Source organism: Acidithiobacillus marinus (assembly GCF_002847505.1).
Lineage (GTDB): Bacteria > Pseudomonadota > Gammaproteobacteria > Acidithiobacillales > Acidithiobacillaceae > Acidithiobacillus > Acidithiobacillus marinus.
The window spans coordinates 1-24,389 of the sequence record NZ_MXAV01000055.1 but is presented as its reverse complement, the minus strand read 5'-3'; the positions used below and the strand labels follow the sequence as shown (position 1 = coordinate 24,389).

At 52.4% G+C, this 24,389-nt stretch carries 23 protein-coding genes; 21 read left to right on the top strand and 2 right to left on the bottom strand.

Annotation, left to right across the window (positions count from 1 at the left end; all coding sequences use genetic code 11):
• Positions 1-259 precede the first annotated feature (259 nt).
• From B1757_RS14155 to B1757_RS14085, 15 genes are all read left to right on the top strand, one after another.
• Entirely contained in the window at positions 260-1,852 is a 1,593-nt protein-coding gene (locus B1757_RS14155) for a MutS-related protein (RefSeq protein WP_101538937.1), read from the top strand.
• The gene (locus B1757_RS14150) at positions 1,849-3,360 is read left to right on the top strand and encodes a MutS-related protein (protein WP_101538936.1); all 1,512 of its coding nucleotides are present in this window, start codon (positions 1,849-1,851) and stop codon (positions 3,358-3,360) included. Before B1757_RS14155 ends, B1757_RS14150 begins: the two co-directional genes overlap by 4 nt.
• 271 nt (positions 3,361-3,631) lie before the next feature.
• Positions 3,632-4,570, top strand: coding sequence for a ribokinase (locus B1757_RS14145; RefSeq protein WP_101538935.1), 939 nt, complete (start codon positions 3,632-3,634; stop codon positions 4,568-4,570).
• Positions 4,567-5,478, top strand: coding sequence for a substrate-binding domain-containing protein (locus tag B1757_RS14140; RefSeq protein WP_101538934.1), 912 nt, complete (start codon positions 4,567-4,569; stop codon positions 5,476-5,478). The genes B1757_RS14145 and B1757_RS14140 overlap by 4 nt, the downstream gene beginning before the upstream one ends.
• Positions 5,478-6,263: an ATP-binding cassette domain-containing protein gene (locus tag B1757_RS14135; protein WP_101538933.1), complete on the top strand. Its 786-nt coding sequence runs from the start codon at positions 5,478-5,480 to the stop codon at positions 6,261-6,263. The genes B1757_RS14140 and B1757_RS14135 overlap by 1 nt, the downstream gene beginning before the upstream one ends.
• Positions 6,260-7,219 (top strand): ABC transporter permease, encoded by a 960-nt coding sequence (locus B1757_RS14130; protein ID WP_101538932.1) that lies wholly within the window; start codon positions 6,260-6,262, stop codon positions 7,217-7,219. Before B1757_RS14135 ends, B1757_RS14130 begins: the two co-directional genes overlap by 4 nt.
• A gap of 94 nt (positions 7,220-7,313) precedes the next feature.
• On the top strand, positions 7,314-8,843 hold the full coding sequence (locus B1757_RS14125; protein WP_253253878.1) for a hypothetical protein: 1,530 nt from the start codon (positions 7,314-7,316) through the stop codon (positions 8,841-8,843).
• 47 nt (positions 8,844-8,890) lie between these two features.
• The gene (locus B1757_RS14120; protein WP_101538931.1) at positions 8,891-10,177 is read left to right on the top strand and encodes an ABC transporter substrate-binding protein; all 1,287 of its coding nucleotides are present in this window, start codon (positions 8,891-8,893) and stop codon (positions 10,175-10,177) included.
• Positions 10,178-10,254: 77 nt separating this feature from the next.
• Entirely contained in the window at positions 10,255-11,142 is an 888-nt protein-coding gene (locus B1757_RS14115) for a carbohydrate ABC transporter permease (protein WP_101538930.1), read from the top strand.
• A complete protein-coding gene (locus B1757_RS14110) occupies positions 11,142-12,008 on the top strand; it encodes a carbohydrate ABC transporter permease (RefSeq protein WP_216360885.1) in 867 nt (288 codons plus the stop codon). The genes B1757_RS14115 and B1757_RS14110 overlap by 1 nt, the downstream gene beginning before the upstream one ends.
• 2 nt (positions 12,009-12,010) lie before the next feature.
• On the top strand, positions 12,011-13,126 hold the full coding sequence (locus tag B1757_RS14105; RefSeq protein WP_101538929.1) for an ABC transporter ATP-binding protein: 1,116 nt from the start codon (positions 12,011-12,013) through the stop codon (positions 13,124-13,126).
• Positions 13,127-13,146: 20 nt separating this feature from the next.
• Entirely contained in the window at positions 13,147-14,523 is a 1,377-nt protein-coding gene (locus B1757_RS14100; RefSeq protein ID WP_101538928.1) for a sugar porter family MFS transporter, read from the top strand.
• A gap of 399 nt (positions 14,524-14,922) precedes the next feature.
• Positions 14,923-15,441 carry a DsrE family protein gene (locus B1757_RS14095; RefSeq protein WP_101538927.1) on the top strand — a complete coding sequence of 173 codons (519 nt, stop codon included), beginning with the start codon at positions 14,923-14,925 and terminating at the stop codon, positions 15,439-15,441.
• A gap of 348 nt (positions 15,442-15,789) precedes the next feature.
• Positions 15,790-17,373 carry a GspE/PulE/PilB domain-containing protein gene (locus B1757_RS14090; RefSeq protein WP_101538926.1) on the top strand — a complete coding sequence of 528 codons (1,584 nt, stop codon included), beginning with the start codon at positions 15,790-15,792 and terminating at the stop codon, positions 17,371-17,373.
• The gene (locus B1757_RS14085; RefSeq protein WP_101538925.1) at positions 17,363-18,547 is read left to right on the top strand and encodes a GspE/PulE/PilB domain-containing protein; all 1,185 of its coding nucleotides are present in this window, start codon (positions 17,363-17,365) and stop codon (positions 18,545-18,547) included. The genes B1757_RS14090 and B1757_RS14085 overlap by 11 nt, the downstream gene beginning before the upstream one ends.
• Here B1757_RS14085 and B1757_RS14080 read toward each other — a convergent pair whose 3' ends face one another.
• Positions 18,548-19,204 carry a MarC family protein gene (locus B1757_RS14080; protein WP_101538924.1) on the bottom strand — a complete coding sequence of 219 codons (657 nt, stop codon included), beginning with the start codon at positions 19,202-19,204 and terminating at the stop codon, positions 18,548-18,550.
• A gap of 107 nt (positions 19,205-19,311) precedes the next feature.
• Between B1757_RS14080 and B1757_RS14075 the strand changes: the two genes are divergently transcribed.
• From B1757_RS14075 to B1757_RS14055, 5 genes are all read left to right on the top strand, one after another.
• Complete coding sequence (locus tag B1757_RS14075) at positions 19,312-19,569, top strand: FmdB family zinc ribbon protein (RefSeq protein ID WP_101538923.1); 258 nt, start codon at positions 19,312-19,314, stop codon at positions 19,567-19,569.
• A gap of 98 nt (positions 19,570-19,667) precedes the next feature.
• Positions 19,668-21,458, top strand: a complete 1,791-nt coding sequence (aspS, locus tag B1757_RS14070; RefSeq protein ID WP_101538922.1) for an aspartate--tRNA ligase — start codon at positions 19,668-19,670, stop codon at positions 21,456-21,458.
• Positions 21,442-21,891, top strand: coding sequence for a dihydroneopterin triphosphate diphosphatase (gene nudB, locus B1757_RS14065; protein ID WP_101538921.1), 450 nt, complete (start codon positions 21,442-21,444; stop codon positions 21,889-21,891). Before aspS ends, nudB begins: the two co-directional genes overlap by 17 nt.
• A gap of 46 nt (positions 21,892-21,937) precedes the next feature.
• The gene (gene nadA, locus B1757_RS14060) at positions 21,938-23,035 is read left to right on the top strand and encodes a quinolinate synthase NadA (RefSeq protein ID WP_101538920.1); all 1,098 of its coding nucleotides are present in this window, start codon (positions 21,938-21,940) and stop codon (positions 23,033-23,035) included.
• Between the two features lie 8 nt (positions 23,036-23,043).
• Entirely contained in the window at positions 23,044-23,658 is a 615-nt protein-coding gene (locus B1757_RS14055) for a lysophospholipid acyltransferase family protein (protein WP_101538919.1), read from the top strand.
• A 9-nt stretch (positions 23,659-23,667) separates the two neighbouring features.
• Here B1757_RS14055 and B1757_RS14050 read toward each other — a convergent pair whose 3' ends face one another.
• On the bottom strand, positions 23,668-23,904 hold the full coding sequence (locus B1757_RS14050) for a tyrosine-type recombinase/integrase (protein WP_253253877.1): 237 nt from the start codon (positions 23,902-23,904) through the stop codon (positions 23,668-23,670).
• Positions 23,905-24,052: 148 nt separating this feature from the next.
• On the opposite strand from B1757_RS14050, the gene B1757_RS14045 reads away from it, so the two are divergent.
• Positions 24,053-24,389: ATP-binding protein (locus B1757_RS14045; protein WP_172437739.1), on the top strand; the 337-nt coding region annotated here is incomplete at its 3' end.

Below are 24,389 nucleotides of genomic sequence, written 5' to 3'. Positions count from 1 at the left end.
GCGGCAAAAGTTACCGCATTCATCCTGAGAAGTCCAGAAAAACCCTTTGTGCTACTCCATCAGCAGCTTAGATGGAAGGTTGACAGGGCCCTGGCTAGTTATGTAGGAATAGTTCATTATAACCAATAATGCAAGTTATAAAAAATCACAAAGCGAATGCGCGAACAACATCCATTCCCCACATGGGAATACAAGGTGAGAATGGAGAATGCAGCCTAAAAACGCAACGCGCTTTGATCTCTGTTAACATGAGGATAATATGTTGAAAAGTTTAATTTTTCACAGAGAAAATTTGAACGTGCCGGTAAATATTGCTGAACCTGAGTATTTTCATGACCTAAATCTGGATCAGATTATCAATAAAATTGTCAAGAGCAAAGAGTCTTTTAACCTAACAGAATACTTTTATTTTCTGTCACAGGATTTGGAATCAATCCAATTTCGACAGGATATCATGCGCGATATGGAAGATGAGGTTCTGTATAACAGTATAGCGTTATTTTCTAAAGAACTATCGGTACTGCGTAGTACATTAGCACGCATAGAAAAATTATATTACCCATTACAGCAGCAGTGCTCTTTACTGGAAGAGGCGCATCACTATCAACAAACGCTTAAAAATTTAAAGCTTCATTTGCACGATCTGGACTTGGGTTCGCGGGGCCTTCAAACATTCAGCGATGAATTGCAGAAGCTGCTGGAGTCGAACTTTTTTCGAGAGTTTGAAAGCCGCACATCTGTACTCATAAAAAAATTGGAAAGCATTCGCTATGCTGTTGTCGTCACCGATAATAAAGTCACGGTAAAGCCTTGTCTGGATGATGATGATTATGCGGCAGAGATTCTTCATGACTGGCGCTTGAATGAGACTTTATTGACAGTAGAGGATAATGGGTCTGTAACCGGTTCCGGTTATGATTTGGATCATGTACAAGCGCGGATTCTGGAAGGGGTCGCCCAATTATACCCAGAGCCATTTCAGGAGTTAAATGCTTACTGTAATGAATATATGCAACCAACAGCACCAAAAGAGACAAAATATCGAGCACAGTCGCTGGAAGTTGCCCGATATCCATTCATGGCTCTCGATATACTTGAGCGGGAACGGGAACTTCAGTTTTATCTGGCTTATTTGGGTTATATTGCGCCATTGAAACGTCTGGGCTTACCATTTTCAATACCGCAGCTGCAGATTGGAAAAGATACTATTCAAGCCGAGCAGACATTTGATCTTGCGCTAGCTATCAGTCTAATGGAAGAAAGTAGTCGTCAGGTTGTGGTGAATAATATAGATTTGTCTGAAGGGGAGAAAATTTTTGTGGTTACAGGTCCCAATCAGGGCGGTAAAACCACTTTTGCCAGAACATTTGGGCAAATACATCATCTGGCCGGCTTAGGTTGTCCTGTACCAGGAAAAAACACCCATTTATGTCTTTGTGATGGGATTTATACACATTTTTCCTACCGGGAAGATATAAACGCAGGGCATGGAAAACTCGAAGAAGATCTTCTGCGTTTGCATGAGAATCTAAAAAAAGCTACGAATTCCAGTATTTTCATACTCAACGAGCTGTTTGACTCCACCACATATGAAGATGCGCTCTATTTAAGTGAACAGATCATCCATAAGCTGCTGAAAAAGAATTCGCTAACAGTATGGGTCACTTTTATTGATGCTTTGGCTTCGATCAGCCCCAGTGTGGTGAGTCTAATGAGTATGGTTGACTCTCAGGACTTAAGCAAAAGAACTTTCAAAATATGTCGTAAGCCTGCGGATGGTTTGGCTTATGCCTTGTCTCTTGCCGCTAAATATGGTCTGACCTATGCGGCTCTTATGGATAAAATCAAATGATTGATATCAGCTTGCTCTATCCCGCTGGGGAAAATTATCACTTAGACAGTGTTCCTGATCATTCTGAGTCTCTGGTGAGAGATCTGGAACTTTCCATATTGTTTTCGGTGATGGCTAACAATGATGATACTATACTTAACGCTGTAAGACAGATCATAATGGGGCAACGCAGTACACAGATATCCGTAATCAATTTTCGTCAACAGATATTGAGAGATTTCATACGTTATCCAGAGTTGCTCTCCCGTGTGTATCAGCACAGTTGCGATACGCTGAAAGCCTATCATGATTCTTTGCGCTTTTGGTTATCTGCTAAATCATCCAGCAGGCGCCTGCGTAGTAATGTTGATATTCTCGACATGCTGCTTGATCAAGTAGCCAGTCTCCGTGATCTCGGAGAAAGTTATACCTCTCTAGATGCAGATGGCCTCACCGGTTTTTTTAAATTTTTACAGAAATATTATGATGCTGAGACCGTCAGTCATTTACGTCATCAGAGCCAAATATTGCGGATGGATAAAGGTTTTTCCGTAAGCGCAAAATTAGACCACATTGGTCGAAGCAAGGATTTTTTTCTGAACAAAAACCAGCCAGGCAATCATTGGTTGAAAAAACTGCTTCCCTTTAACTCTGGTGGGGAAGCATTTTCTTTTACAATATCCCAGCGGGATGAAAGTGGTTTAACAGCATTGGCCGAATTTCGTGATGCCGCCCTACAACCTGTAGCCAATGTAATGGATACGGCCGTGCAACAACTGCTCACATTTTTTGAGCGTCTACGGAACGAGTCGGCCTTTTATTCAGGTGCGCTGAACCTGTATGCGGCACTGGAACGGCGGGGATGTCCATCTTGTTTCCCTACCCCAATATCGAGCGAGAAGCCGGGTTGGGTAGCCAGCAAAATATACGACCCCTGTTTAGCTTTTTCTCAGAAGGATAAAATCATTACCAATGATCTTCAGGCCAGCAATAAGAAGCTTATAGTTATTACCGGTACAAACAGCGGCGGCAAGAGTACTTTTTTACGTGCTTTGGGGATAAATCAACTACTCCTGCAAAGCGGTATTGTGGTGGCCGCTCAAGCATTTTCGGCAAGTATTTGTGATGAAGTCTATACCCACTTCAAACTGGAGGAGGATACGCAAATGCGTAGCGGTAAGTTTGATGAAGAACTGCTGCGTATGGCCGAGCTAGTACCGAAGCTGAAAGCCAGCGCCATGATTTTGTTCAATGAATCTTTTGCTGCTACCAATGAGCGCGAAGGATCAGAAATAGCCTGGCAAATTTGTAACGCGCTGATTGAAAAAGAAATGAGGGTAGTTTTTGTCACGCATTTATATACATTCGCACAACATTGCTACACACAGAAAATGTCTGATTTTTTGGCTCTGCGTGCCATGTCTGGCGAGAGCGTGTCCAGTAAATTCAAAATATCCGAAGCCAAACCACTGAGCACCAGTTTCGCAAAAGATATTTATGAGCGAATATTCCCGGATAAAAATATTTAATTAACCTGCTTTTTGATAAAGGTAAATTCATAAAAATCTATAAAATAAAATTATAATTTATCTGTTCTCTCATTTTCCCTGATTCCCTTGCGCTTCGCGATATCTCTGACTATACCTAGTGAGTAAATCAAAACATACCAAAAAAAGCCCGACACAAGGTTTCGGGTGCAAGGATTAAAATGAAACTAAATTTTTATCCAATATGTTGTTTCTTTGAATATGGCTTCTTGTCGAACCGGTATTTCTACATCGGGATCCGGACACTTCCGCGATGATCGTGATGGGAAGCAGCAATATGGATATTGTTCTGCGTGTGCCACGCGCACCCTGTGCGGGGGAAACGGTGGTGGGTTCTGCTTATGATCTGCACCCTGGAGGAAAGGGAGCCAATCAAGCAGTAGCGGCACAAAGAGCTGGCGCTTCTGTCCGCCTTATTTCCGCTCTGGGGAAAGATGCATACGGTGATCTTCTGCACGAAAAACTCTCTCAGGAAAATATTGACTTAGCAGCGCTGCGCCGGTTTGATACACCCACTGGCCTCGCTTTCATTTTAGTGGAGGAAGGGGGGCAAAACCGTATTGCCATTATCTCTGGTGCTAATGGCGATCTGCAGCCAGCGCTGCTGCCACCTGTCAACTTTGCTCACGACATCCTTTTACTGCAACTGGAAATCCCTCTGCAAACGGTCACGGTCGCTGCGCTGCGGACCCATGAAATGGGCGGACGGGTTATTCTCAATGCTTCCCCGGTTGGGGAGGATCTGGGAGAAATTCTTGCGCTCGCGGATATGTTGCTGGTCAATGAAATAGAAGCTATGCAGTTACTAGGCCTGTCCCATCCGGTTTCTTCCCAAGACGCCGTCGCTGTAGCCGTGCAGCTGGCTGCAGGACGCCAGGTGGCCGTCATCACCTTGGGCAAAGCCGGCGCTGCATGGGCGACCGGACAAGGAAAATCAGGATTGCTTCCGGGTTTTCCCGTTGCAGTGGTGGATACCACGGGTTGCGGAGATGCTTTTGCTGGTGCATTCAGTGCCAGCATCGCCGCCGGTGATTCCATCGAATATGCCATCACTTACGCCAATGCCGCTGGAGCATTGGCGGCCATGCACGAAGGTGCACAAGCTTCGCTGCCGCTGCGTCCGGCGATTGAAAGTCTTATGACGCAGTATATTCCCGCCGATGCCATCAAAAAGTTGAGGGTCAAATCATGAAACGCAAAACACTTACCATCTGTATGACAGTCATGTCTTTATCATGGGGTTTTTCGGGGGTAGCCAATGCTGAGGATGCGACACATCAATATACTTTTGGCTTAATGTTGTCGGCCATGACGCCTTACTTTGCCACCATTAAAAGCGGCGCAGAGGCAGAAGCCAAAAAGCTTGGCGTACAATTACTGGTGGAGGATGGTAACAATAATTCGACCACCCAAAGTAACCAGATAGATACGTTGATCGCCCGGAAGGTGAATTTATTACTCATTAATCCTACAGATGCCAAAGCGTTGGTTCCGGCTGTTGAAAAAGCCAATGCTGCACATATTCCGGTGATATATATTGATCGCAAGGCCGATGGAGGGCATGCCATTGCCTATTTTGCCTCGGATAACAAACAGGCCGGTGCACAAGCCTGCCAATATATTGCCCATAAACTCCACGGCCACGGTAATTTATTCATGCTTCTGGGCATTTCTGGAGCCTCTGCAACCAATGAAAGAACAGCAGGTTGCGCATCGGTACTGAAAAGCTATCCCAATATCAAGGTGGTGGCAAGGCAGTCAGGTGGATTCAGTCGTGAAGGCGGACTTACCGTCATGCGGGATGTACTGATTGCCAACCCACATTTAAATGCCGTGTATTCAGAAAATGGGGAAATGGCCATTGGTGCCATGCGTGCTGCTGAAGCGGCCGGCCGCTTGAAGGGCCTGACTATAGCCATGATTGGCAGCGGTAGTGTAGGCGAAACCCGGCTGGTCAAAGAAGGCAAAATTGCCTTGAGTGTTGCCCAGCAGCCGGCGGTGATGGGGGCGTTGGGTGTGCAGGCCGGATATAGTTATCTGTCTACGGGTACGGTTTTTGTGCCGGTACCCCTGCATATGGATCTGGCGCCGAGTCATTGATGAACACTGCAGCAGAAAGCGCTTCTGAAAGACAGGGCCCGCCTTTGTTGCGTTTGCGCGGTATCGGCAAACGTTTCGGTGCCGTACAGGCATTGCGCGATATTGATCTGGATGTCTGGCCAGGAGAAGTGCTGGCCCTGCTGGGCGATAATGGCGCCGGTAAATCTACCCTGGTGAAAATCATCGCCGGTGCCCAGGCCCCGACTTCGGGGAGCATGCAATTCCATGACCAGACACTGCGGCAGTTTGATCCGCGCACGGCCCGGGATCTGGGTATTGAAACCCTGTATCAGGACCTGGCGGTGGCTGAAAACCTCGATGTGTCCGCCAATATTTTTCTGGGCCGCGAGCGCAAAAAACGCTTGTTAGGTATTTTGCCTTTCCTGGCGCGACGGGAAATGCGGAAAGAGTCCGTTCTGGCGCTGCAGAAACTCGCCATTCAACTTCCGCTGCGGCAACCCGTCGGTGAGCTCTCCGGTGGACAAAGGCAGGCCGTAGCCATTGCCCGGGCCGCTTATTGGCAGGCAAAGCTGGTGATCATGGATGAGCCGACGGCGGCCATCGGAGTAGGTGAGCATGCGGCTATTCTTCATCTGATCCAGACCTTGGCTGCATCAGGGGTGGCGGTGATTTTGATTACCCATACCATGCCGGATGTCTGGCAGGTGGCGTCACGCATTACGGTCCTGACACGGGGTGAAAAAGCCCTGGATGGCAGGCCGGATGATCTCGACGAAGATCTGGTCGTCAAGGCGATGTTGGTAGGCAAGGGAGTAGCCGCTTGAACGCCACAGTGTTAAAGGGACACTCCCTGCGCCAGTTTCTGATGGATCAGGGGGTACTATTTGCGTTTATCGCTTTACTGATTTTTCTGGCATTTGTGGCCCCCCATTTTGTTTCGGTCAACAATTTCTTCAGTGTCCTCACCGATGCCGCTCCTCTGGTATTGCTGGCCCTGAGTGAGCTGGTGGTGATGCTGGTCGCAGGTATTGATCTGTCGGTGGGGGCGGTGGCCGGACTGACGGGTGCTCTTGCCGCTACCATGATGCTGTCGGGCTTTCCTTGGCCTCTAGCCCTGTTTCTGGCGCTGTTGGCAGCCACTCTGGCAGGGTTGCTTCAAGGGATAGTGATTAACTATCTCCATATCACGGATTTTATTGCCACGCTGGCCGGACTTTCCATTTTTTCGAGCCTGACCCTGATCGTCACGAATGGCGAACCCCTGAACATCAATGACAATGGCTTTAATGCCATTGGTGAAAGTCACATTCTGGGGATTCCGGATCAGGTCTGGATAGCCGGATTGATGGTCATTTTGCTCGCCATTTTTCTCAGCCTCACGGCGTCCGGGTTGTATTTGTACGCTATCGGTGGAAATCGTGTGGCCGCCTATCGGGCGGGAATTCGGGTGCGGCGCCTTCGCAGTCTGGCTTATGCCTTTTCCGGATTTTCAGCGGGCCTTGCTGGCGTGATTTTCGCAGCACAGCTGGCTACGGCAGATCCTAATGCCGGGCGCGGTGACGAGTTACCCGCCATTGCCGCAGTGGTCATCGGCGGGGTTTATCTGTTCGGGGGGCGCGGAACCGTCTGGGGGGCGCTGATTGGTGCCCTGCTGCTGAGTACGATTCTGGATGGTTTGGTTTTACTCAATATTTCACCCTTCTATACCGAGCTGGTAGAAGGTGTCGTCATTTTGCTGGCGGTGATGCTCGGTTACTTGAAGAAACGCGGTACGGTTTAATAATGCCCGAATGATCGGGGAAGAAAAAAAGGAGTTGCCCACGTAAACACCCTGCATAAGGGTGCTAATGAATATTGAAAATAAGGAGAGTGCCATGACCAACAACTACAAAAATCGTAAATCCCGGCCTGGAAAGAAATTATCCAAGCATATTCTAAACGGCAGTCTGGCAATGGCCTGTGCCATTGCTCTTGGTGCCCCGGGTTTGTCCCAAGCTGCTGCTCCGTCCCATAGCTTTCTGGACAATACCATTGCCAATAATCACAAATCGGCCATTACCCCGGCCAATTCGCTGATTCCGTCCAATGATATTCTGGACAAGGTCATTGCCAATACCAAAATATCGGCCATGCTCGGGTTGATTAATTTCAGTTATCTGAATCATGCCCACAGTGGCCAGGACACCCATTCCATGGCCCTGGGTGGACACCTGTATGTGCATAGTCCACAACTGTTTGGTTTCAGTTTGGGCGTAGGCGGAGATTTTGCTACCTGGACCGGCTTTTATCAGCACGAAGATCCGGAGCTGACAGGACCTTATCCCAGTCATGGGATTGCCATCGTGCGCCAGGCCTATCTGCAATATCACTATGGACCGTTTGTGATTCGCGGCGGCCGACAGTTTATCAACACGCCTTACGCCAACTGGGATTATTATACCTATAATCCCCGGTCTTTTACCGGTGTCAGCGCCGTGGTGGACATCATTGGTCATCCCAAAGCGGGGCAGTGGTCCGGCAATAGTCCGCTGGCTCTGGGCGGTTCCCCGGCGACTCTGAGTTTCATGGCCGCGCGCATGTACAGTTATGCCAGCCGTTACAGTGCGACCTTTACTACCGGTAATCGTTATACCAGTGACCATACCAATGGTTTTTACGTCATTGGTGCCCGTTACCAAACCCCGTTTTTGGGCAGCCATATTGATCTACAAGCTTGGTATTACGACTTTTATGGTTTTGCCAACATGTTTTACGGTCAAGCCGGAATCAGCCATCCCCTCACTAAAAATACGGCCTTATTTGGCAATTTTCAGGTGGTATCTGAAGGCAATTCCGGAGCCGGCACCAGTTATTTGCATGCCCTCAACGCGAATTCCGTGGATGCCCAGGTGTATGGCGGACGGATTGGCGTGAAATTTGGTACCCATCATGAGGATAATGTAGCCTTGGTGGCGAGTTATAGTCCGATCAATTATGACTCCTTTCGTCATGGCGGCATGATTCATCCCTATAATGATCTCAGTGGCACCAGTTACACGACGACCATGCAAACTGGTATTTCCGATTATGGACCAGGATATGCCTATGGTATTACTTCTAACTTTGGCTTTCTGGCCAATCAACTCCGGCTGAATGCCAGTTTCATTCGTTATCTGGTCCGCTATGGTTTTGGTGGCAGTGCTTACTCCTATGGCGGCGCTTATGGCTTTCCGACGGGAACAGCCATTCCTGATCAAAAGCTCTGGTCTATGGATGTGGGCTTGTCCTATAACTTGTCGAGTATTCTCAAGGGCTTGTATATCGCCGACTATACGGATATTTCCATGGCGCAAAACGAGGCGGGTTATCCCCATTATCAGAACCCGTATTTCAGCAACCGCTTTTATTTCAAGTATCGCTTCTGAAAAAGTCGCATTCGACAGCTTCAGCACTTGATGATGAGGAGAATAAAATGAAATCCATGCATAAAAAAATGCTTGCAGTGTGTATTGGTGTAGCTATTGGCAGTGGTTTTTCCGTAACGGCAATGGCCGATTCTGCTCCCAGTTTGAGTGTCATCAACTGGTGGACGGCCGGGTCGGAGGCCAAGGCCATGCACGTTCTGGTACAAATGATGAAAGCCAAGGGGGTGAATATCCAGAATGATGCCATTGCCGGCGGTGGCGGAGCCCAGGCGCGCACGATTCTGAAAACCCGACTCATGGAAGGGCAGATTCCGGGTGCGGCACAAATCAAAGGCGTAGAAATTCAGCAGTGGGGACATACCGGACTTCTGGCGAATATTGATGCGGCTGCCAAGGCCGGTAACTGGGATAAAAATGTCCCGACTGTAGTGAATGATTACATGAAATACAAGGGAAATTATGTGGCCGCACCCATGGATCTGCATCGTCTGAACTGGCTCTGGTACAATCGCGCCATCCTGAAAAAATCTGGAATCAGTGCGGCGCCGCAGAGCTGGCCGGAACTCATGGCCGATCTCGCCAAGATCAAGAAGGCGGGCTATATCCCCATGGCGGGCGGAGGCAATGGCTGGATGATTGCCACCGAATTTGATCCCATTGCTCTGGAGACCGGCGGGCCAACCTGGTACAAGGACGTCTTTGTCAAACTGGATCCCAAAGCCATAGACAGTCCGACCATGGTCAAGGCCCTGGAAAGGCTGCGCGCCATCGAGGCCTACACGCCCAAGTCCCTGGCGGGGCGCACCTGGAATTTCGATACGGCGCTGGTGGCCCATGGAAAAGCGGCCTTTCAGATTATGGGGGACTGGGCCAACGGCCAGTTTGAATTCCTGCATGTGACTCCTGGTGGACAGCAAGTGGGATGCGTGGCTTTTCCCGGAACGGCGAAAGAGTTTATTTACAACGTCGATAGCTTTATTTTCTTCCGGCAAAATACGCCCGCAAAGCGAGCTGCAGAAATCAAACTGGCAGAAACCATGGTCAGTCCGAAATTCCAGTTACTCTTCAATAAGTATAAAGGCTCTATCCCGGATTTGATGAATGTATCCCTGAATGGTTATAACGCCTGTCAGAAAAAATCCCGGGCGCAGTTTCTGGTGGCGCGTAAGGAGAATGGTCTGGTACCCAGCTTTTCCCAGAACATGTCCACCTACGGCCCACCCACTGGTGCTTTCATAGACTCCCTGGATAAATTCTATACCTCCAACGAAACGCCGCAGGCTGCTGCCGCAGCCATGGCCAAGCGGGTTGAGGTAGCCAAGAGCCAGGATTGATGGCTTGATTACTGTCCGGTCCTGCCCTTGGCAGGCCGGACTTTTATCCTTGATTTGTATTGTAAAAGGATCTCACTATGCCATCCAGGAAAGCAGCATTCAGTGGACGCGACCAATTAATGGCCAAACTGGTCCTTTCACCGACGATTTTGGCCGCAACTTTTTTTATTTATGGATTCATTTTGTGGACAATTTGGTTGTCATTAACCCGCTCGACGATTTTGCCGAGCAATCATTTTGTCGGTCTTGCCAATTATTATGATCTTTTTGGAAGTTCGCGCTGGTGGCGCTCGTTAAGCAACCTCGGCATTTTCGGCGGGCTTTATGTACTGATTTCCGTGGGAATTGGTTTGGGGCTGGCCATTTTGTTGGATCAGCGAGTCAAAGCGGAAAGGTTGTATCAGGTGGTTTTTCTGTATCCCATGGCACTCTCGGCGGTAGTCACCGGGGTAGCTTGGCGCTGGCTGCTGGATCCCGGTTTTGGTATTCAGGCGATTGTCCGCTCCATGGGCTTTCCCCATTTTGCCTTTGCCTGGATTGATAATCCCGATATGGCGATTTATACCGTCGTGATTGCTGCCGTATGGCAGACCACCGGTTTCATGATGGCCATTTTTTTGGCAGGACTGCGTGGTGTCAGTCCTGAAATCGTCAAGGCGGCCCAAATTGATGGTGCCAGCACAGGGCGGATTTATCTACGGGTGATTTTACCCAGTCTCGCGCCCACTTTTTTTGTGGCGTTGGTTTTATCGGTAGGGCTCGCCATCAAAAGCTTCGGCTTGATTATTGCGTTGACCGGGGGCGGACCGGGATACAGCACCAATGTTCCCTCCATTTTTATGTATGTTTTTTCGTTTCAACGGGGTGAAATGGGAGTGGGAGCTGCCAGCGCTCTCATGATGCTGGTGATCATGATGATCTTTGTGTTGCCCTTTTTGCTTTTGGACTCACGGAGGCAAGCCTGATGCGAATTTCATCTGCTTTTAGTCCCGGAAGATGGCTGATTTATGGCGTGTTGACCTTGGCGGCTCTGTTTTTCCTGCTGCCTTTTTACGTTATGCTGGTGACTGCTTTCAAGACGATGCCAGAAGTGTATTCAACCGGTATCCTGGCTTTGCCCGACAGTCTGAATTTTTCAGCCTGGATTCACGCCTGGAGTGCTGCCACTATCGGCGCTGCCAGTGAAGGTATTCATGGTTATTTCCTGAATTCTTTTATTCTGGTGATTCCTGCAGTGATTATTTCCACGGCTATCGGTGCTTTTAATGGCTATGTTTTGACCCATTGGCGTTTTCGTGGCTCCAATATATTTTTCTATATGCTTCTACTGGGAACAATCATCCCTTTCCAGATTGTTCTGTTACCCATGGCTTGGGTGCAGGGGCGAATCGGCATAGCCGGAACCCTGGTTCCCGGTTTGATGATGGTGCATGTGATTTACGGTCTGGCATTTACGACGCTGTTTTTTCGTAACTATTACGTGGGTATTCCCCATGACCTGATCAAGGCCGCGCGCGTGGATGGAGCTGGATTTTTCAGCATTTTTTTCCGGATCATGTTACCGGTGAGTACGCCCATCATCATGGTTACGGCGATCTGGCAGTTCACCATGATCTGGAACAATTTTCTTTTTGGCGTGGTATTTACCCAGGGGGGACAGCAACCGGTTACAGTGGCCATCAATGATCTGGTGGATACGGTGACCAGCGTCCATATGTGGAATGTGGATATGGCTGCTGCTATTTTTGCGGCATTGCCCACTTTGTTGGTGTATTTGATAGCGGGTAAATACTTTGTTCGTGGACTAACGGCTGGCGCCGTAAAGGGATAAGCATGGGACGCCTGATACTCAAGAATATTCATAAAACCTTTGGCAAGGACGAAGTGCTGCATGGGATCAATATAGAAACCGAAGAAAACCAGTTTCTGATTCTGGTGGGACCTTCGGGCTGTGGAAAAACGACATTGCTGAATATCATTGCCGGTCTGGAAAGAGAAAGCGCTGGTGATATTTTGATCAATGATCGACGGGTGAACGATCAGAGTCCCAAAAACCGGGATATCGCCATGGTATTTCAGTCTTACGCCCTGTATCCCTCCATGTCAGTGCGCGACAATATTTTGTTTGGGCTCGTGAACCGCCATGTGCCCAAGGAAGAGCGCGAACAGATCCTCCAGGATGTGGCGCACATGCTGCAGCTGGATCATCTACTCGATCGCCGTCCCCGCCAGCTCTCGGGCGGACAGCAACAGCGGGTCGCCATTGGCCGGGCGATTGCCCGACGCCCCGCGCTGTTTCTCTTTGACGAGCCGCTGTCCAATCTGGATGCCAAGTTGCGTGTCGAAATGCGCACAGAAATCAAGCGTCTGCATCAACAGCTCCAGACGACTATGGTGTATGTCACCCATGACCAGATTGAGGCCATGACCATGGGGGATCTGATTGCCGTGATGAATGATGGCATCATTCAGCAGTTGGGAACGCCCGATGCCATCTACAATGACCCCGCCAATCGTTTTGTCGCGGGCTTCATGGGATCACCTTCCATGAATTTCATCCCGGTCACGGTTTGCCAGGGCGAAGGCACCGTCTGGCTGGAAGTCCGTGAAGAAGGCCAAGCGGTGTCACGCTTACCCTTGCCCCCCGTTCTCCAGTCCGGGCTGAAAACGGCGGTGGATCGCAAGGTGATTCTGGGTATCCGACCGGAACAGATTACTGATCCGGGCAGTGCCCGTGAAGGAAGTGCTCTGCATACCATGGAGCTCAAGGTGGATATGACCGAACCTACGGGAGCAGATACCCTGGTGTTTACGCGGCTCCACAAAACCCCCCTGGTAGCCCGTGCGCATCCATCGACAAAGCTGGTTCTGGGCAGTAACACGCCACTTTCCTTTCATATGGAGCGTGCCGTATTTTTCGATCCCGATGACGGGCAACGCTTGGCATAATTCGCCATTGAGGGGGTGACATGGGGCAGCCCGAGGCGTCTGAAAAACACCAGGATCGACGCTTTGTTCTGATTGCAGTCATTGCTGGTCTGGGCGGGCTGCTTTTTGGCTATGGTACCGGGATAGTAGCTGGAGTATTGCTGTTTCTGACACATACCTTTCAACTGAATGGCAGCTTGCAGGGTGCGTTTGTGGCAGTAGCTCTGGGAGGGGCAGCGCTGGGCGCCGCCATTGCTGGAATGCTCGCCGATCGCTGGGGGCGCCGCCGGGTTTTGCTGGCGACCGCCGCCATATTCGTGCTGGGGAGTGTTTTGGCGGCCCTGGCGAATACGGTGTTGTTGCTCTTCCTGGGTCGCGTTCTGGTGGGGCTCGCCATCGGCTTGGCTTCGACCGTGACCCCTCTCTATCTGGCTGAAATCACTACTCCCGCAAGACGCGGGGCCATTGTGACCATCAATCAGTTATACATCAGTATCGGGATATTCGTTGCCTACGGAGTAAACCTGCTTTTTGCCAATGTTACCAGCGGCTGGCGCTGGATGCTGGGGTTGGGCGCCTTACCCGCCATTCTTCTTTTTGTGGGGATGTGGGTATTACCCGAAAGTCCGCGCTGGCTCATCCAGCAAGGACTTGCTATCCGGGCTGCAGCGGCGCTGCAATATTTGCGGAGCACGATGCAGGTGACAGCAGAGCTGCATTCCCTGCAGCAGGGTGGCGCAGAAAATAATGCCCGGAGCACCAGCTTGCCGGAGCTGTTCCGCAACCCGAAGTTGCGCAGATTGATGATTATTGGTCTGGGACTTGCGGTTTTCCAGCAAGTGACCGGAATCAATGTGGTATTGTATTTTGCGCCCAGGATTTTTCAGGAAACGGGCTTGTCTTCCCCGTTCATGGCCATTCTGGCAACCGGTGGTATTGGGTTAGTCAATGTGTTGGCGACAGTCCTGGCCATGCGGTTTCTGGACAGTCTGGGCCGCCGCAAGCTGTTGTTGTGGGGGCTGTGGGGCATGTTGATCAGTTTGTTACTCCTTTCTGCAGGATTTTTGCTGCCCCTGCAAGGGTTGGCGGGGGCTATCCTCATCGTTCTGGTCTCGGCGATTTTTGTGGCCTCTTTCGCCATGAGTATCGGCCCGATATTCTGGCTGCTGATTTCGGAAATCTTCCCCCTTGCCATTCGCGGGCGCGCCATGAGTCTCGCCACGGTCATCAACTGGCTCGCCAACATGCTGGTGGCCGGTGTTTTTCTGGACCTTGTGGGTGCCATAGGTCGGGGGGGCACTTTTTTGATTTATGCCGCAATGGCCTTGCTGGCCATCATTTTTACCCTGAAAATGGTACCGGAGACCAAAGGCCTTAGCCTGGAACAAATTGAGCAGCAATTGATCAGTAATTCGTAATATACAAATACCGCGAGTTTGCTTTGTCCTTTTAAGCACAAAGAGCTGTGCTATTTTGTCCGCCAATACAAAAACCTCAAGAGAAATCATGCACATTTTTATGGCATGAAGATTGCTGTAGTTTTGTCAGAAAGTTTAAATGAGTTGTTTCAAATAAACTTAAAATACAGCCATAAGATCGCGAGGTGAAGGAAAATGGACCACAGTCATAAGTTCTCCATGAGCGTGGAGTCACAGGTTCATGCCGCGTGAAAAAAATCATGGCAGTTTGTTATTCCCGGATGTTGGATGTGTCATACCCATCTTATCCGAATGCGCACAGAATTTCCGATGTGATGGATAACGAATGTGCCATATAGGTTCTGATTGCCCTTTAATGCTCACAGTAAGGAGAAAGCGATGTCCTTGAAGAATTTCATGAAAGCGGCCGTGTTCGCCAGTATGATGCCGGTCATGGGCTTGCTGGGTATGACGGCGGCCTCAGCTAACGTCGATTCAGCTAATGTTTCCATGCTCCACGATTTTCATTTTAATCATCCTACGTTTATTCATAACCTGCCTTTTGCCGAGCATCATGTGGTCATTCAAATCAGTCAGGATAATCCGGCCCGCTGGAATTTGGCTTTAAATAACGCTCAGAATCTGCTCAATTACTTTGGGCAGGAAAAGGTTCAGGTCGTGGTTGTGGCTTTTGGTCCTGGTATCAAGGTGTATCTGCCCAACAGCCCGGTAGCGAGTCGGATTGCGGCAATTAATGCCGAGGGTGTGGAATTTGATGTCTGTCACAACAGTATGGAAGCCTTCAAGAAAAAAACCGGTCATTTACCCAAGCTCGATCCGTCGGTAGTGATTGTTCCCGCCGGTATCGTGCGGATCATGCAGCTGGAGCATGCCGGTTTTGCCTATGTAAAACCCTGAAGCACCCTTATTGATCGTTCTTCCGTCCTTGGGATGTACAAGGTAGCAAGCTACCCGTGCATCCTTTTTTTCATGGGGTGAGGAAAGGCGGTGGGCGAAGAAGCCTTGGCGACTTTGGCCCGAGCCGTTGTTGTTCTTGGCGAAATCCTGCGCCCGGCAGGCGAACTGTCTGAACCCGAAGGGTGAGTTTTCGCCTGACAGCGGGATGAGCCCTAGAACAACAGGCAAGGGACGTTGGAGCCAAGGCTTCTTCGCCCACCGCCTTTTCCAGGCCCGGATCAACCGATCTAGTCACTGCTCCTCTGTTTTGCTTATAATAAGCGGTTTGCATAAGCCGCTGTGCACAAGATGATCCGACAACGGGTTATTGTCGCTGAACAATTTTGGAGTAAGACAATCAACGCAGAAACATTAAAAAAAGAGCAGCAACTCGATGAGTTGTCGAGCCGCTATCCCTGGCCTGTGGTGGAATATGAGGAAGGATTGACCGCATCACAGGGCATCCTGCGCAAGCTGGATGTGGACACCCTCAGAACGGAATTATGGTTGCCCGTAGCCTGGACGGCAGATCAGGCGGAGGTTATTGTCTGTGATCCCCAGAATGCCGATTTGCAGGCCCGCATCCGCAAGATCCTCGGTGTTGAAAAACTGACCTTTCGGGTCGCGACCCGCCCCGACCTGATCCGCCTCATCGAAAACAGTGCGGACCTCAACGATCATTTCCCCGTCAGCGGCGGGCGGACACCACTGGCCAAGGTGCGAACCTATCTGGCTGGGCTGCGCACGCGATATTCTGCGCAACGGACACTTTTTGCCCGCAGTCGTACCGGTTTGGCCCTGGCCCGGACCGGGGTAGCCTTGACCAGTATCGGTGTCGCTTTTTTGCGGCTGTTCGGCGGTGGCACCTGGCTTTTTTTTGAAATTCCGTTAATGGTTTTCGGGATTCTTGCCTTGATCGACGGACTACTCTGGTATCTCCCGGCACGGAAAGAGTCGAACGCCATCAAAATCTATCGTCCCTATGCGGTCCCCGAAAACTACTCGGCCCTGGATGTGCAGGATCCGGGCGGGCAGATGCTTTTCCAGCGGAGTCCGGTGGTTGCGGGGGCTGCCGCCCTGCGCGAAGCCTGGGATGCTTTGTCTCCCGTCGAAAGACGCCGGTTTCTGGCCAACGACCGGACCGATCTGGCCGAAGAGCGGACGATTCTGGCCTACTTGCGCACGATGATGGCCAAGGCCCGAACTGGACTGGCGTTTGCTCGTACGGGTGTGGCCTTTGCTGCCATTGGTATCGGCTTCATTCGCAAGTTTCCTCCCGGGCCTTGGTCGGTATTTGATTGGAGTCTGATTGCCATTGGTCTTTTCATGCTGGTGGAGGGGTTTCTCTGGTATCATCCTGGGCGCGATGCCGCCAATCGTGCGCTGGAAGCCGTGGAGAATGCCTACGGTAAGCGTGGCCCCTGGGACCTGATTTTTCCATCCTTGTGTCTTTATACCCGCAAACTCGACCCGGTGGCCGAGGCTAATGGCGAGCAGGCCTGCCCCGGGGTTTTTGCAACGACGGGTCTGGCCCTGGAACGCACCGTGCTTGCCGACAAAAGGAATGTCATGTCGCGTTTGCGCACCGTCATGGCGCGTGCGCGTACCGGAATGGCTTTCATCCGCACCGGCTTCAGCATCATGACTGTTGGCGCCGGGCTCTATATTTATTTTGGCTTTACGGGTCATGTCGATATTCTCTGGACCGTTTTTGATATCCTTCTGATGCTGATTGGTCTTTACTTGATTGTCGATGGCCTGATTTGGTATCTGCCCGCAGAAAAGGTCAAACGCCGTTCATCCTTTGTCGACAGTGATTTTGAAATTGCCGACGCCGATTACAGCCTTCCGAAAAGCGCCTGGAAGCGCACCCACTACTCCCATGAACATTGAAATGTCTCCCTATGCCCCTTTAGTTGAGCAGGAGCTCCTCAGCGCCGAGCAGCTGCAGGAAGTGATCGCCAGTGCCGCCCGACGCAGCATTGATGCTGAGCGTATTTTACTGAAAGAGTGTGGCATAACGCGCTGTGCGCTTTTGGATGCTCTGAGCCGCCATTATGGCTGCACTTTCATCCAGTATGACGAGCGTCTGCCGGTTCCTACGGAGCTTTTTGCCGGCCTGGATAGCCAGGTGCTGCGAACCGGGGAGTGGTTCCCGATCCGGCAGTTGGGAGATACCGTGGTCATTGCTGCCGCTGACCCCCATAGCGAGCAGATGCGGGCACAGGTAGGGCGCTTGATTCCCGCAAAAAGCTACGAGTATCGGGTGGCGCTCAAGGAAGATCTGCGCTGGTATATGCAAGACTATCTCCACGCTGAAGCCTCCTTGCTCATTGGTATTGAGCGGACCGGCCTTGCCTGGTGGCGTAATACCATGGCGCACTGGCGCACCAAGCTCGCCGCCCACCGCACCGCCCATGCCCGCGCCCGGACTTCCATGAAACTGCTGCGCTGGGGTCTGGCCATGGTTGCTCTTTCCAATGTGTTGACCCGGGTCACCGACAATCTGCTGGCCACTTATCACTTGTGGATTTTGCTGGTGGGCATCGGCCTGGCGCTCATCGGTTTGCTGGATTATCTGAAAGTCCGTAGCGCCAGTATGGACCTGCCCTGTCAGCGGGCCCTCATAGATATAACCACCGAAAATGTGCGTTTCACCGATCGCTATCATCTGCCCGAGGCTCCTGTAAAAGCAGAAGATGATAGTGCTTTGGCGCAACTGGCTGCGGCCATTCCAAATTATTGTTCCATTCTGCGTCCGGTTCCGGCCAGCAAGGAAAGGACCCATCTGGCGCGGGAACGCAATATGCTCGCTGCCCAACGCACCATCGCCGCCAGCCACCGGACGTCCTACGCCCGGGCGCGCACCGGGCTTTCCCTGATTCGCACGGGGGTGGCCTTTATCGGTCTGGGGCTGGCCATTCATAAAATACTTGGAGCCACTCCCTATGGTTTCAGCGACTATGTGCTGATCGGGGCGGGGGCCCTGATGCTGTTGGATGGACTGCGCTGGTATCTGCCGGTACGGCGATTCAAATACGGGATTGGTCGCGACCTCAAACCCTGATCAGGAGGCGCTGACATGCACGAGACCCGGGAACAGTGCCGCTAGGCCATTGGCAATAAAGGTGATAGCAATGGCCGCGAGCACCAGTCCAAATATGCGGGTAGAGATGTTGATGCCGGTCACCCCCAAGCGGCGCGACAGGGGTCGTGCCAGGCGCAGGGCCACATAAGCGACTCCGGCAATAATGAGAATATCCAGGACCAGCAAGCCGCTGGCAAGCCAGGAGGCGTTTTTGTGGTGGGCAATAATCACCGTAACCATGGTGCCTGGACCCGCCATTAAGGGGATAGCGAGAGGGACCACCGCTACCGCTTCCTTGCTCATACCTTCGGCAGTTTCTTCTGGGGTATGACGATAGCGGCTGGATTTTGCCTGTAACATGTTGAAAGCCAACAGCATCAGCACCATGCCGCCGGCCACCTGAAAGGCAGCGATGCTGATGCCGAAAAACTGCAGGATGTACTCTCCCAGAAAGGCGGCAATGAGCAGCACGATGGCGACAGATCGGGAAGTCAGTTTGATGGTTGCCAGTTGTTGGGCCGGATCTTCGTCCGCAGTCAGGGCAATAAATATGGGAATGGCCCCGATGGGATTGAGAATGGCCAGCAGGGCGATCAGGGTTTGCAGGGCGTTATGCAGCTCAGGCGCGATGGACATGACTTAATTACCTAACTAACTGTGCGACGCACAGAACACTTGAAAAATGGTGCCTGAAGACGTATTAAATGGCATATTCTGTTACAACCTAATACGGAGTCGATACGATGCCAACATATGAGTATGTATGCAAGGACTGTGGACATCACTTGAGCGCGGAACAGCGCATGAGTGATGCGCGGCTGACGGATTGTCCGGCCTGTGGCAAACCGGGTCTGGAGCGCCAGCTCAGTGCCGGAGCTTTTGCATTGAAGGGATCGGGCTGGTATGAGACGGATTTCAAGGGCAGCAAAAGTGGCTCCGCTAAAAGTGAAGCCGCCAGTGCGGCACCCGCCTGTCCTGGCGGCAGTTGCGCCTGTCATTGACGTAACGCCTGCAGCGGGGCTAGATTGTGCACGGGCCGCCGGTCAGGCGGCCTTTTGTTGTTTGATGAGGCATTTGGACGGACTACACGGGACGCAGCATGCGGACACATTATTGTAATGGCATTAACGAAAATCTGATCGGGCAGACTGTCCGTTTATGTGGTTGGGCGCAGCGCCGGCGCGATCATGGCGGGGTGATTTTTATTGATCTCCGGGATCGGGAGGGGCTGGTCCAGGTCGTGGCGGATCCCGATCAGGCGGAAGCCTTTGCTGCGGCCAACGAATGCCGCAGTGAATTCGTATTGAGTGTCGAGGGAGTCCTGCGGGCGCGTCCAGCAGGCACTGAAAATCCCCAGATGCCCAGCGGTAAGGTCGAGCTTATGGCGGCGCGCATTGAAATCCTCAATCGCTCCGAGCCGGTTCCCTTTCCGCTGGATGAAGAGGACATCGCCGAAAATCTGCGCCTCAAATACCGCTATCTGGATTTGCGTCGCCCGGAAATGCTGGCCCGCCTGCGCCTGCGTCATCAGGTGACCCGTTATGTGCGGCGCTATCTGGATGACGCCGGCTTCATGGACATTGAAACCCCGGTCCTGACTCGCTCCACCCCCGAAGGCGCGCGGGATTATTTGGTGCCCTCCCGGACCCAGCCCGGCCATTTTTTCGCTCTGCCCCAAAGCCCCCAGCTTTTCAAGCAGTTGCTGATGGTGGCAGGCATGGATCGTTATTATCAGATTACCAAATGTTTCCGGGATGAAGACCTGCGCGCCGACCGGCAACCGGAATTCACCCAGATCGACATGGAAGCGTCTTTTGTGGATGAAGAAGCGGTGATGGGGATTGCCGAACCGATGATTCGCGGCCTCTTTGCGGAGGTGCTCGGCGTGGAATTGCCGAACCCCTTTCCGCGCATGACCTATGCGGATGCCATGCACCGCTTCGGGGTGGATCGCCCCGATTTGCGCAATCCACTGGAGCTGACCGAGCTCAGCGACCTGATGCGCGGCGTTGAATTCAAGGTATTCCGGGAAGCGGCCGAGCGGCCACGGGGTCGAGTGGCTTGCCTGCGGGTTCCCGGCGGTGCCCAGCTCAGCCGTACCCAGATCGATCAGTACACCCAGTTTACGGCGATTTATGGCGCCAAGGGTCTGGCCTGGATCAAGGTCAACGCCCTCGATCAGGGTGCAGAGGGATTACAGTCGCCCATCGTCAAATTTCTGACCCCTGAGGTGCTCCAGGAGATTCTTCAGCGCAGTGGCGCTGCCGTGGGCGACATGCTCTTTTTCGGTGCCGACAGCGCCAAGGTGGTCAACGAAGCGCTGGGCAATCTGCGCAATCGTCTGGCCGCTGATCTGAACCTGCTGGAAGGCGACTGGCGGCCGGTCTGGGTCACGGATTTTCCCATGTTTGATTATGACGAGAAGGAAGACCGCTGGACCTCCACCCATCATCCCTTTACCGCACCCCAAAGCGCCCACCTGGAAAGTCTGGCGGAGAATCCGGGTGCGGCCCTGGCTCGCGCCTATGATCTGGTGCTGAATGGTAATGAAATTGGTGGCGGCAGCATTCGTATCCACCAGGAAAAAGTGCAGGAAAAAGTGTTTGCGGCGCTGGGTATTGGTGACGCAGAAGCGCGGGATAAATTTGGTTTCCTCCTCGATGCCCTGCATTATGGCGCGCCCCCTCATGGCGGCCTGGCTTTCGGGCTGGATCGTCTGGTCATGCTCATGTCCGGCGCGGAAACCATCCGCGATGTCATTGCTTTCCCCAAAACCCAGAAGGCTGGCTGTCTGTTGACTGAAGCCCCGGGAGTGGTGGCGGACAAGCAGTTGCAGGAGCTGGGGATTCGTCTGCGCCCCGGGGTGGGGGCTGATGTTCAAAATCCCTGAGTCGGTACTGGTCATGATTTATTCCGGTGAGCAGGTTCTGCTCCTGGAGCGTGCCCAACCAGAGGGGTTCTGGCAGTCGGTTACCGGCAGTCTGGAGCCGGGAGAATCATGGCGGGATGCAGCCGTTCGCGAACTGCATGAGGAAACTGGATTCAGCGCAGAAAATGTAGTGGATACCGGGGTGCGCAATCGTTTTCCCATAGTTCCTCCCTGGCGGGAAAGGTACGCGCCGGAGGTGGAGTTCAATGAAGAACGTATATTCACCCTGGCCCTGTCTGCCCCGGAGCCGCCGCAACTGCAGCCCCAAGAACATCTAAGATTCGCCTGGTTGCCAGCAGCCGAGGCGGCCCGACGCACCGGATCCTGGACTAATCGCGATGCGATTTATCGTCAGTTTGGGACTTTTCTTGACGCAGGGCAGGCGGCTTCGTAACGTTGAGGATCATTTTGCACGCGCAACAGCGCCTGAGAGGGTGGTTATGGGTGTAGAAACAGTGATGGTGCAGGGTTTGCGGCGCAATGCTGGCGCCGATCTGGATGCGCGCATCCGGCGGGCGAAAGCCGCCCTGGGCAAGCGCGCGGTCATTCTCGGTCATCATTATCAGCGTGAAGAAGTGTATCGTCATGCCGATTTTCATGGGGATTCCCTGCAGTTATCCCGGGCTGCAGCCGAGCAGGAAGCCGAGTTCATTGTCTTTTGTGGCGTCCACTTCATGGCAGAAGTGGCCGATATTCTCAGCCGTCCCGAACAGGCCAGCATTTTGCCTGACCTGAATGCCGGATGTGCGATGGCGGATATGGCGGATATGCCCCAGGTGCAGCGCGCCTGGGAGGAACTCGCCACGGTGCTGGATGTGGAGCAGGACATCACACCGGTCACTTACGTCAATTCCTCCGCCGCTCTCAAGGCTTTTTGCGGTGCCCACGGAGGCACCGTGTGTACCTCATCCAATGCCCGCAAGGTATTGGAGTGGTCCTTTCAGCAGCGGCCCAAGGCCCTGTTTTTCCCGGATCAGCATCTCGGCCGCTGGACTGGCCACCAGCTGGGTATTCCCCTGCGCGATATGCCCGTCTGGGACCCGGCCCTGCCCCTGGGCGGGTTGACTCCCGAAGAAATCCGTCGCGCCCGGATTCTGCTCTGGAAAGGCCATTGCTCTGTCCACCAGATGTTCCAGCCTGCCCACATTGAGCGCTGGCGCCGGGAGCATCCCCAAGGACAGGTGATTGCCCACCCGGAATCCGCCTTTGAAGTCTGTCAGATGTCCGATGCGGTGGGCTCCACGGATTTCATCCTGCGCACGGTCAAGGCGGCGCCAGCCGGGAGTGAGTGGCTGGTAGGCACAGAAATCAACCTGGTAACCCGTCTGGCCGATGAGGTCCGCGTTGAAGGCAAGACGGTGGAATTCATGTCACCCATGGTCTGCATGTGTTCGACCATGTTCCGCATTGATCCCGAGCAGCTGGCCGTTTCCCTGGAAAATCTCCTGGAAGGACGGGTGCGCAACCGGATTCAGGTAGAGCCGGAAACCGCCGCGCAGGCGCGCCTCGCCCTGGAGCGCATGCTGGCGGTGTCCTGATACTCGCCATGCCCCGCGCCGCTGCATCGCCTGCCGATAGCATCGGCCAATGGTCGCTGACCCAGCGCAGCCTGCATGGGCTCCTTTCTGCCTATGTCCGTTTTTATCAGGGTGCCCGCTGGGAACCCAGTACCATCCCGGCCGAAGGGGCAGCCATTCTTGCTTGTAATCATGTGTCCGTCCTGGACCCGCTGCTGCTGGTGGCCAGTAACACGCGGGTCGTTTCCTTTCTGGTTGCTCAGGAATATTACGATAATCCCTGGATGCGCAGGCTGCTGGAGCAAACCTACAGTATCCCGGTGCGCCGTGATCGTCGCGATGTGCGGGCGCTCCTGCAGGCGCGGCGGATACTGGAAGAGGGCCGGGTGCTCGGTATTTTTCCCGAGGGCGGTATCCAGCGTTCGGAAATCCAGAAAGGCGTGGCCTGGCTGGTCCGGGAAAGCGGCGCCCCGGTGGTGCCCGCCCATGTCGGCAGCGTCAACCAGGCATCCTCCGATCTGCAGACCTGGTTGCGCCGTCAGCACCCCTTGCTGCGCTATGGCGTTCCCCTGCATTTCCATCGCGATGCCGACGCCGCCGAAGTCCTGGGCGCGACCATGAGCGCCATCGCGACCCTGGCGTGATGCTGTTGTTTATGGGGCTGGGCGATTGCGGATGGTAATTTCGTGGCGTTCCAGATCGAGGTCTTTCACCCGAAGCCGCAGACACTCCATCAGACGCATTCCAGTGCCGTATAACAACCTTTCTATCAGCGCCTGGCTACCCGATAACTGTTCCAGCAGGCGACGCGCTTCTTTCGGCGTCAGCACTGCCGGTAAACGCTGTGGCCGTTTGGCGCGCACAATTTCATCCAGCCAGGGCAAATCCACGCCAAGGACAACCGTGGTTGACGAATTGGGGTGTTTGTACTGCCAGTTGTAGCTATGTACGCTCCCCCATGTTAGCCTGAAATTACCTATGTTACACAGCACTATGGTGCAGTACAATTTACGTTATGTCTAAAATAAGGGATTTACAATGAAGCTAAATATGGCAATAAATAAAATAAAATCTATTACTAACCTTGAAATCGATTTGCCGGTAGACAAGGGATTATACGCTATTACAGGTCAGAATGGTTCAGGAAAAAGCACTTTGGTTACATGTGCTTCGAGTGTGTTTTTTAATATGCCAATGAATGATTATTTTGGTGTTACGGATGAAGATGCCTCTATTTCATTTAAACTTAATAATGCAACACGTTCGTGGACAAAAAATGAAAGAGGGAAATGGGTTAGCAGTTACTCCGGAAACATGTCAATCAAAGGATTCTATGAGGGCAGCATAATATTTGGTACTAGATTTAGAAATACCA

Bases quoted from the DNA above. Each gene is read 5' to 3' on its own strand.
- B1757_RS14155 (WP_101538937.1), top strand. From the start codon at position 260: ATGTTGAAAAGTTTAATTTTTCACAGAGAAAATTTGAACGTGCCGGTA.
- B1757_RS14150 (WP_101538936.1), top strand. From the start codon at position 1,849: ATGATTGATATCAGCTTGCTCTATCCCGCTGGGGAAAATTATCACTTA.
- B1757_RS14145 (WP_101538935.1), top strand. From the start codon at position 3,632: ATGATCGTGATGGGAAGCAGCAATATGGATATTGTTCTGCGTGTGCCA.
- B1757_RS14140 (WP_101538934.1), top strand. From the start codon at position 4,567: ATGAAACGCAAAACACTTACCATCTGTATGACAGTCATGTCTTTATCA.
- B1757_RS14135 (WP_101538933.1), top strand. From the start codon at position 5,478: ATGAACACTGCAGCAGAAAGCGCTTCTGAAAGACAGGGCCCGCCTTTG.
- B1757_RS14125 (WP_253253878.1), top strand. From the start codon at position 7,314: ATGACCAACAACTACAAAAATCGTAAATCCCGGCCTGGAAAGAAATTA.
- B1757_RS14120 (WP_101538931.1), top strand. From the start codon at position 8,891: ATGAAATCCATGCATAAAAAAATGCTTGCAGTGTGTATTGGTGTAGCT.
- B1757_RS14115 (WP_101538930.1), top strand. From the start codon at position 10,255: ATGCCATCCAGGAAAGCAGCATTCAGTGGACGCGACCAATTAATGGCC.
- B1757_RS14110 (WP_216360885.1), top strand. From the start codon at position 11,142: ATGCGAATTTCATCTGCTTTTAGTCCCGGAAGATGGCTGATTTATGGC.
- B1757_RS14105 (WP_101538929.1), top strand. From the start codon at position 12,011: ATGGGACGCCTGATACTCAAGAATATTCATAAAACCTTTGGCAAGGAC.
- B1757_RS14100 (WP_101538928.1), top strand. From the start codon at position 13,147: ATGGGGCAGCCCGAGGCGTCTGAAAAACACCAGGATCGACGCTTTGTT.
- B1757_RS14095 (WP_101538927.1), top strand. From the start codon at position 14,923: ATGTCCTTGAAGAATTTCATGAAAGCGGCCGTGTTCGCCAGTATGATG.
- B1757_RS14090 (WP_101538926.1), top strand. From the start codon at position 15,790: ATGATCCGACAACGGGTTATTGTCGCTGAACAATTTTGGAGTAAGACA.
- B1757_RS14085 (WP_101538925.1), top strand. From the start codon at position 17,363: ATGAACATTGAAATGTCTCCCTATGCCCCTTTAGTTGAGCAGGAGCTC.
- B1757_RS14080 (WP_101538924.1), bottom strand. From the start codon at position 19,204: ATGTCCATCGCGCCTGAGCTGCATAACGCCCTGCAAACCCTGATCGCC.
- B1757_RS14075 (WP_101538923.1), top strand. From the start codon at position 19,312: ATGCCAACATATGAGTATGTATGCAAGGACTGTGGACATCACTTGAGC.
- aspS (WP_101538922.1), top strand. From the start codon at position 19,668: ATGCGGACACATTATTGTAATGGCATTAACGAAAATCTGATCGGGCAG.
- nudB (WP_101538921.1), top strand. From the start codon at position 21,442: ATGTTCAAAATCCCTGAGTCGGTACTGGTCATGATTTATTCCGGTGAG.
- nadA (WP_101538920.1), top strand. From the start codon at position 21,938: ATGGGTGTAGAAACAGTGATGGTGCAGGGTTTGCGGCGCAATGCTGGC.
- B1757_RS14055 (WP_101538919.1), top strand. From the start codon at position 23,044: ATGCCCCGCGCCGCTGCATCGCCTGCCGATAGCATCGGCCAATGGTCG.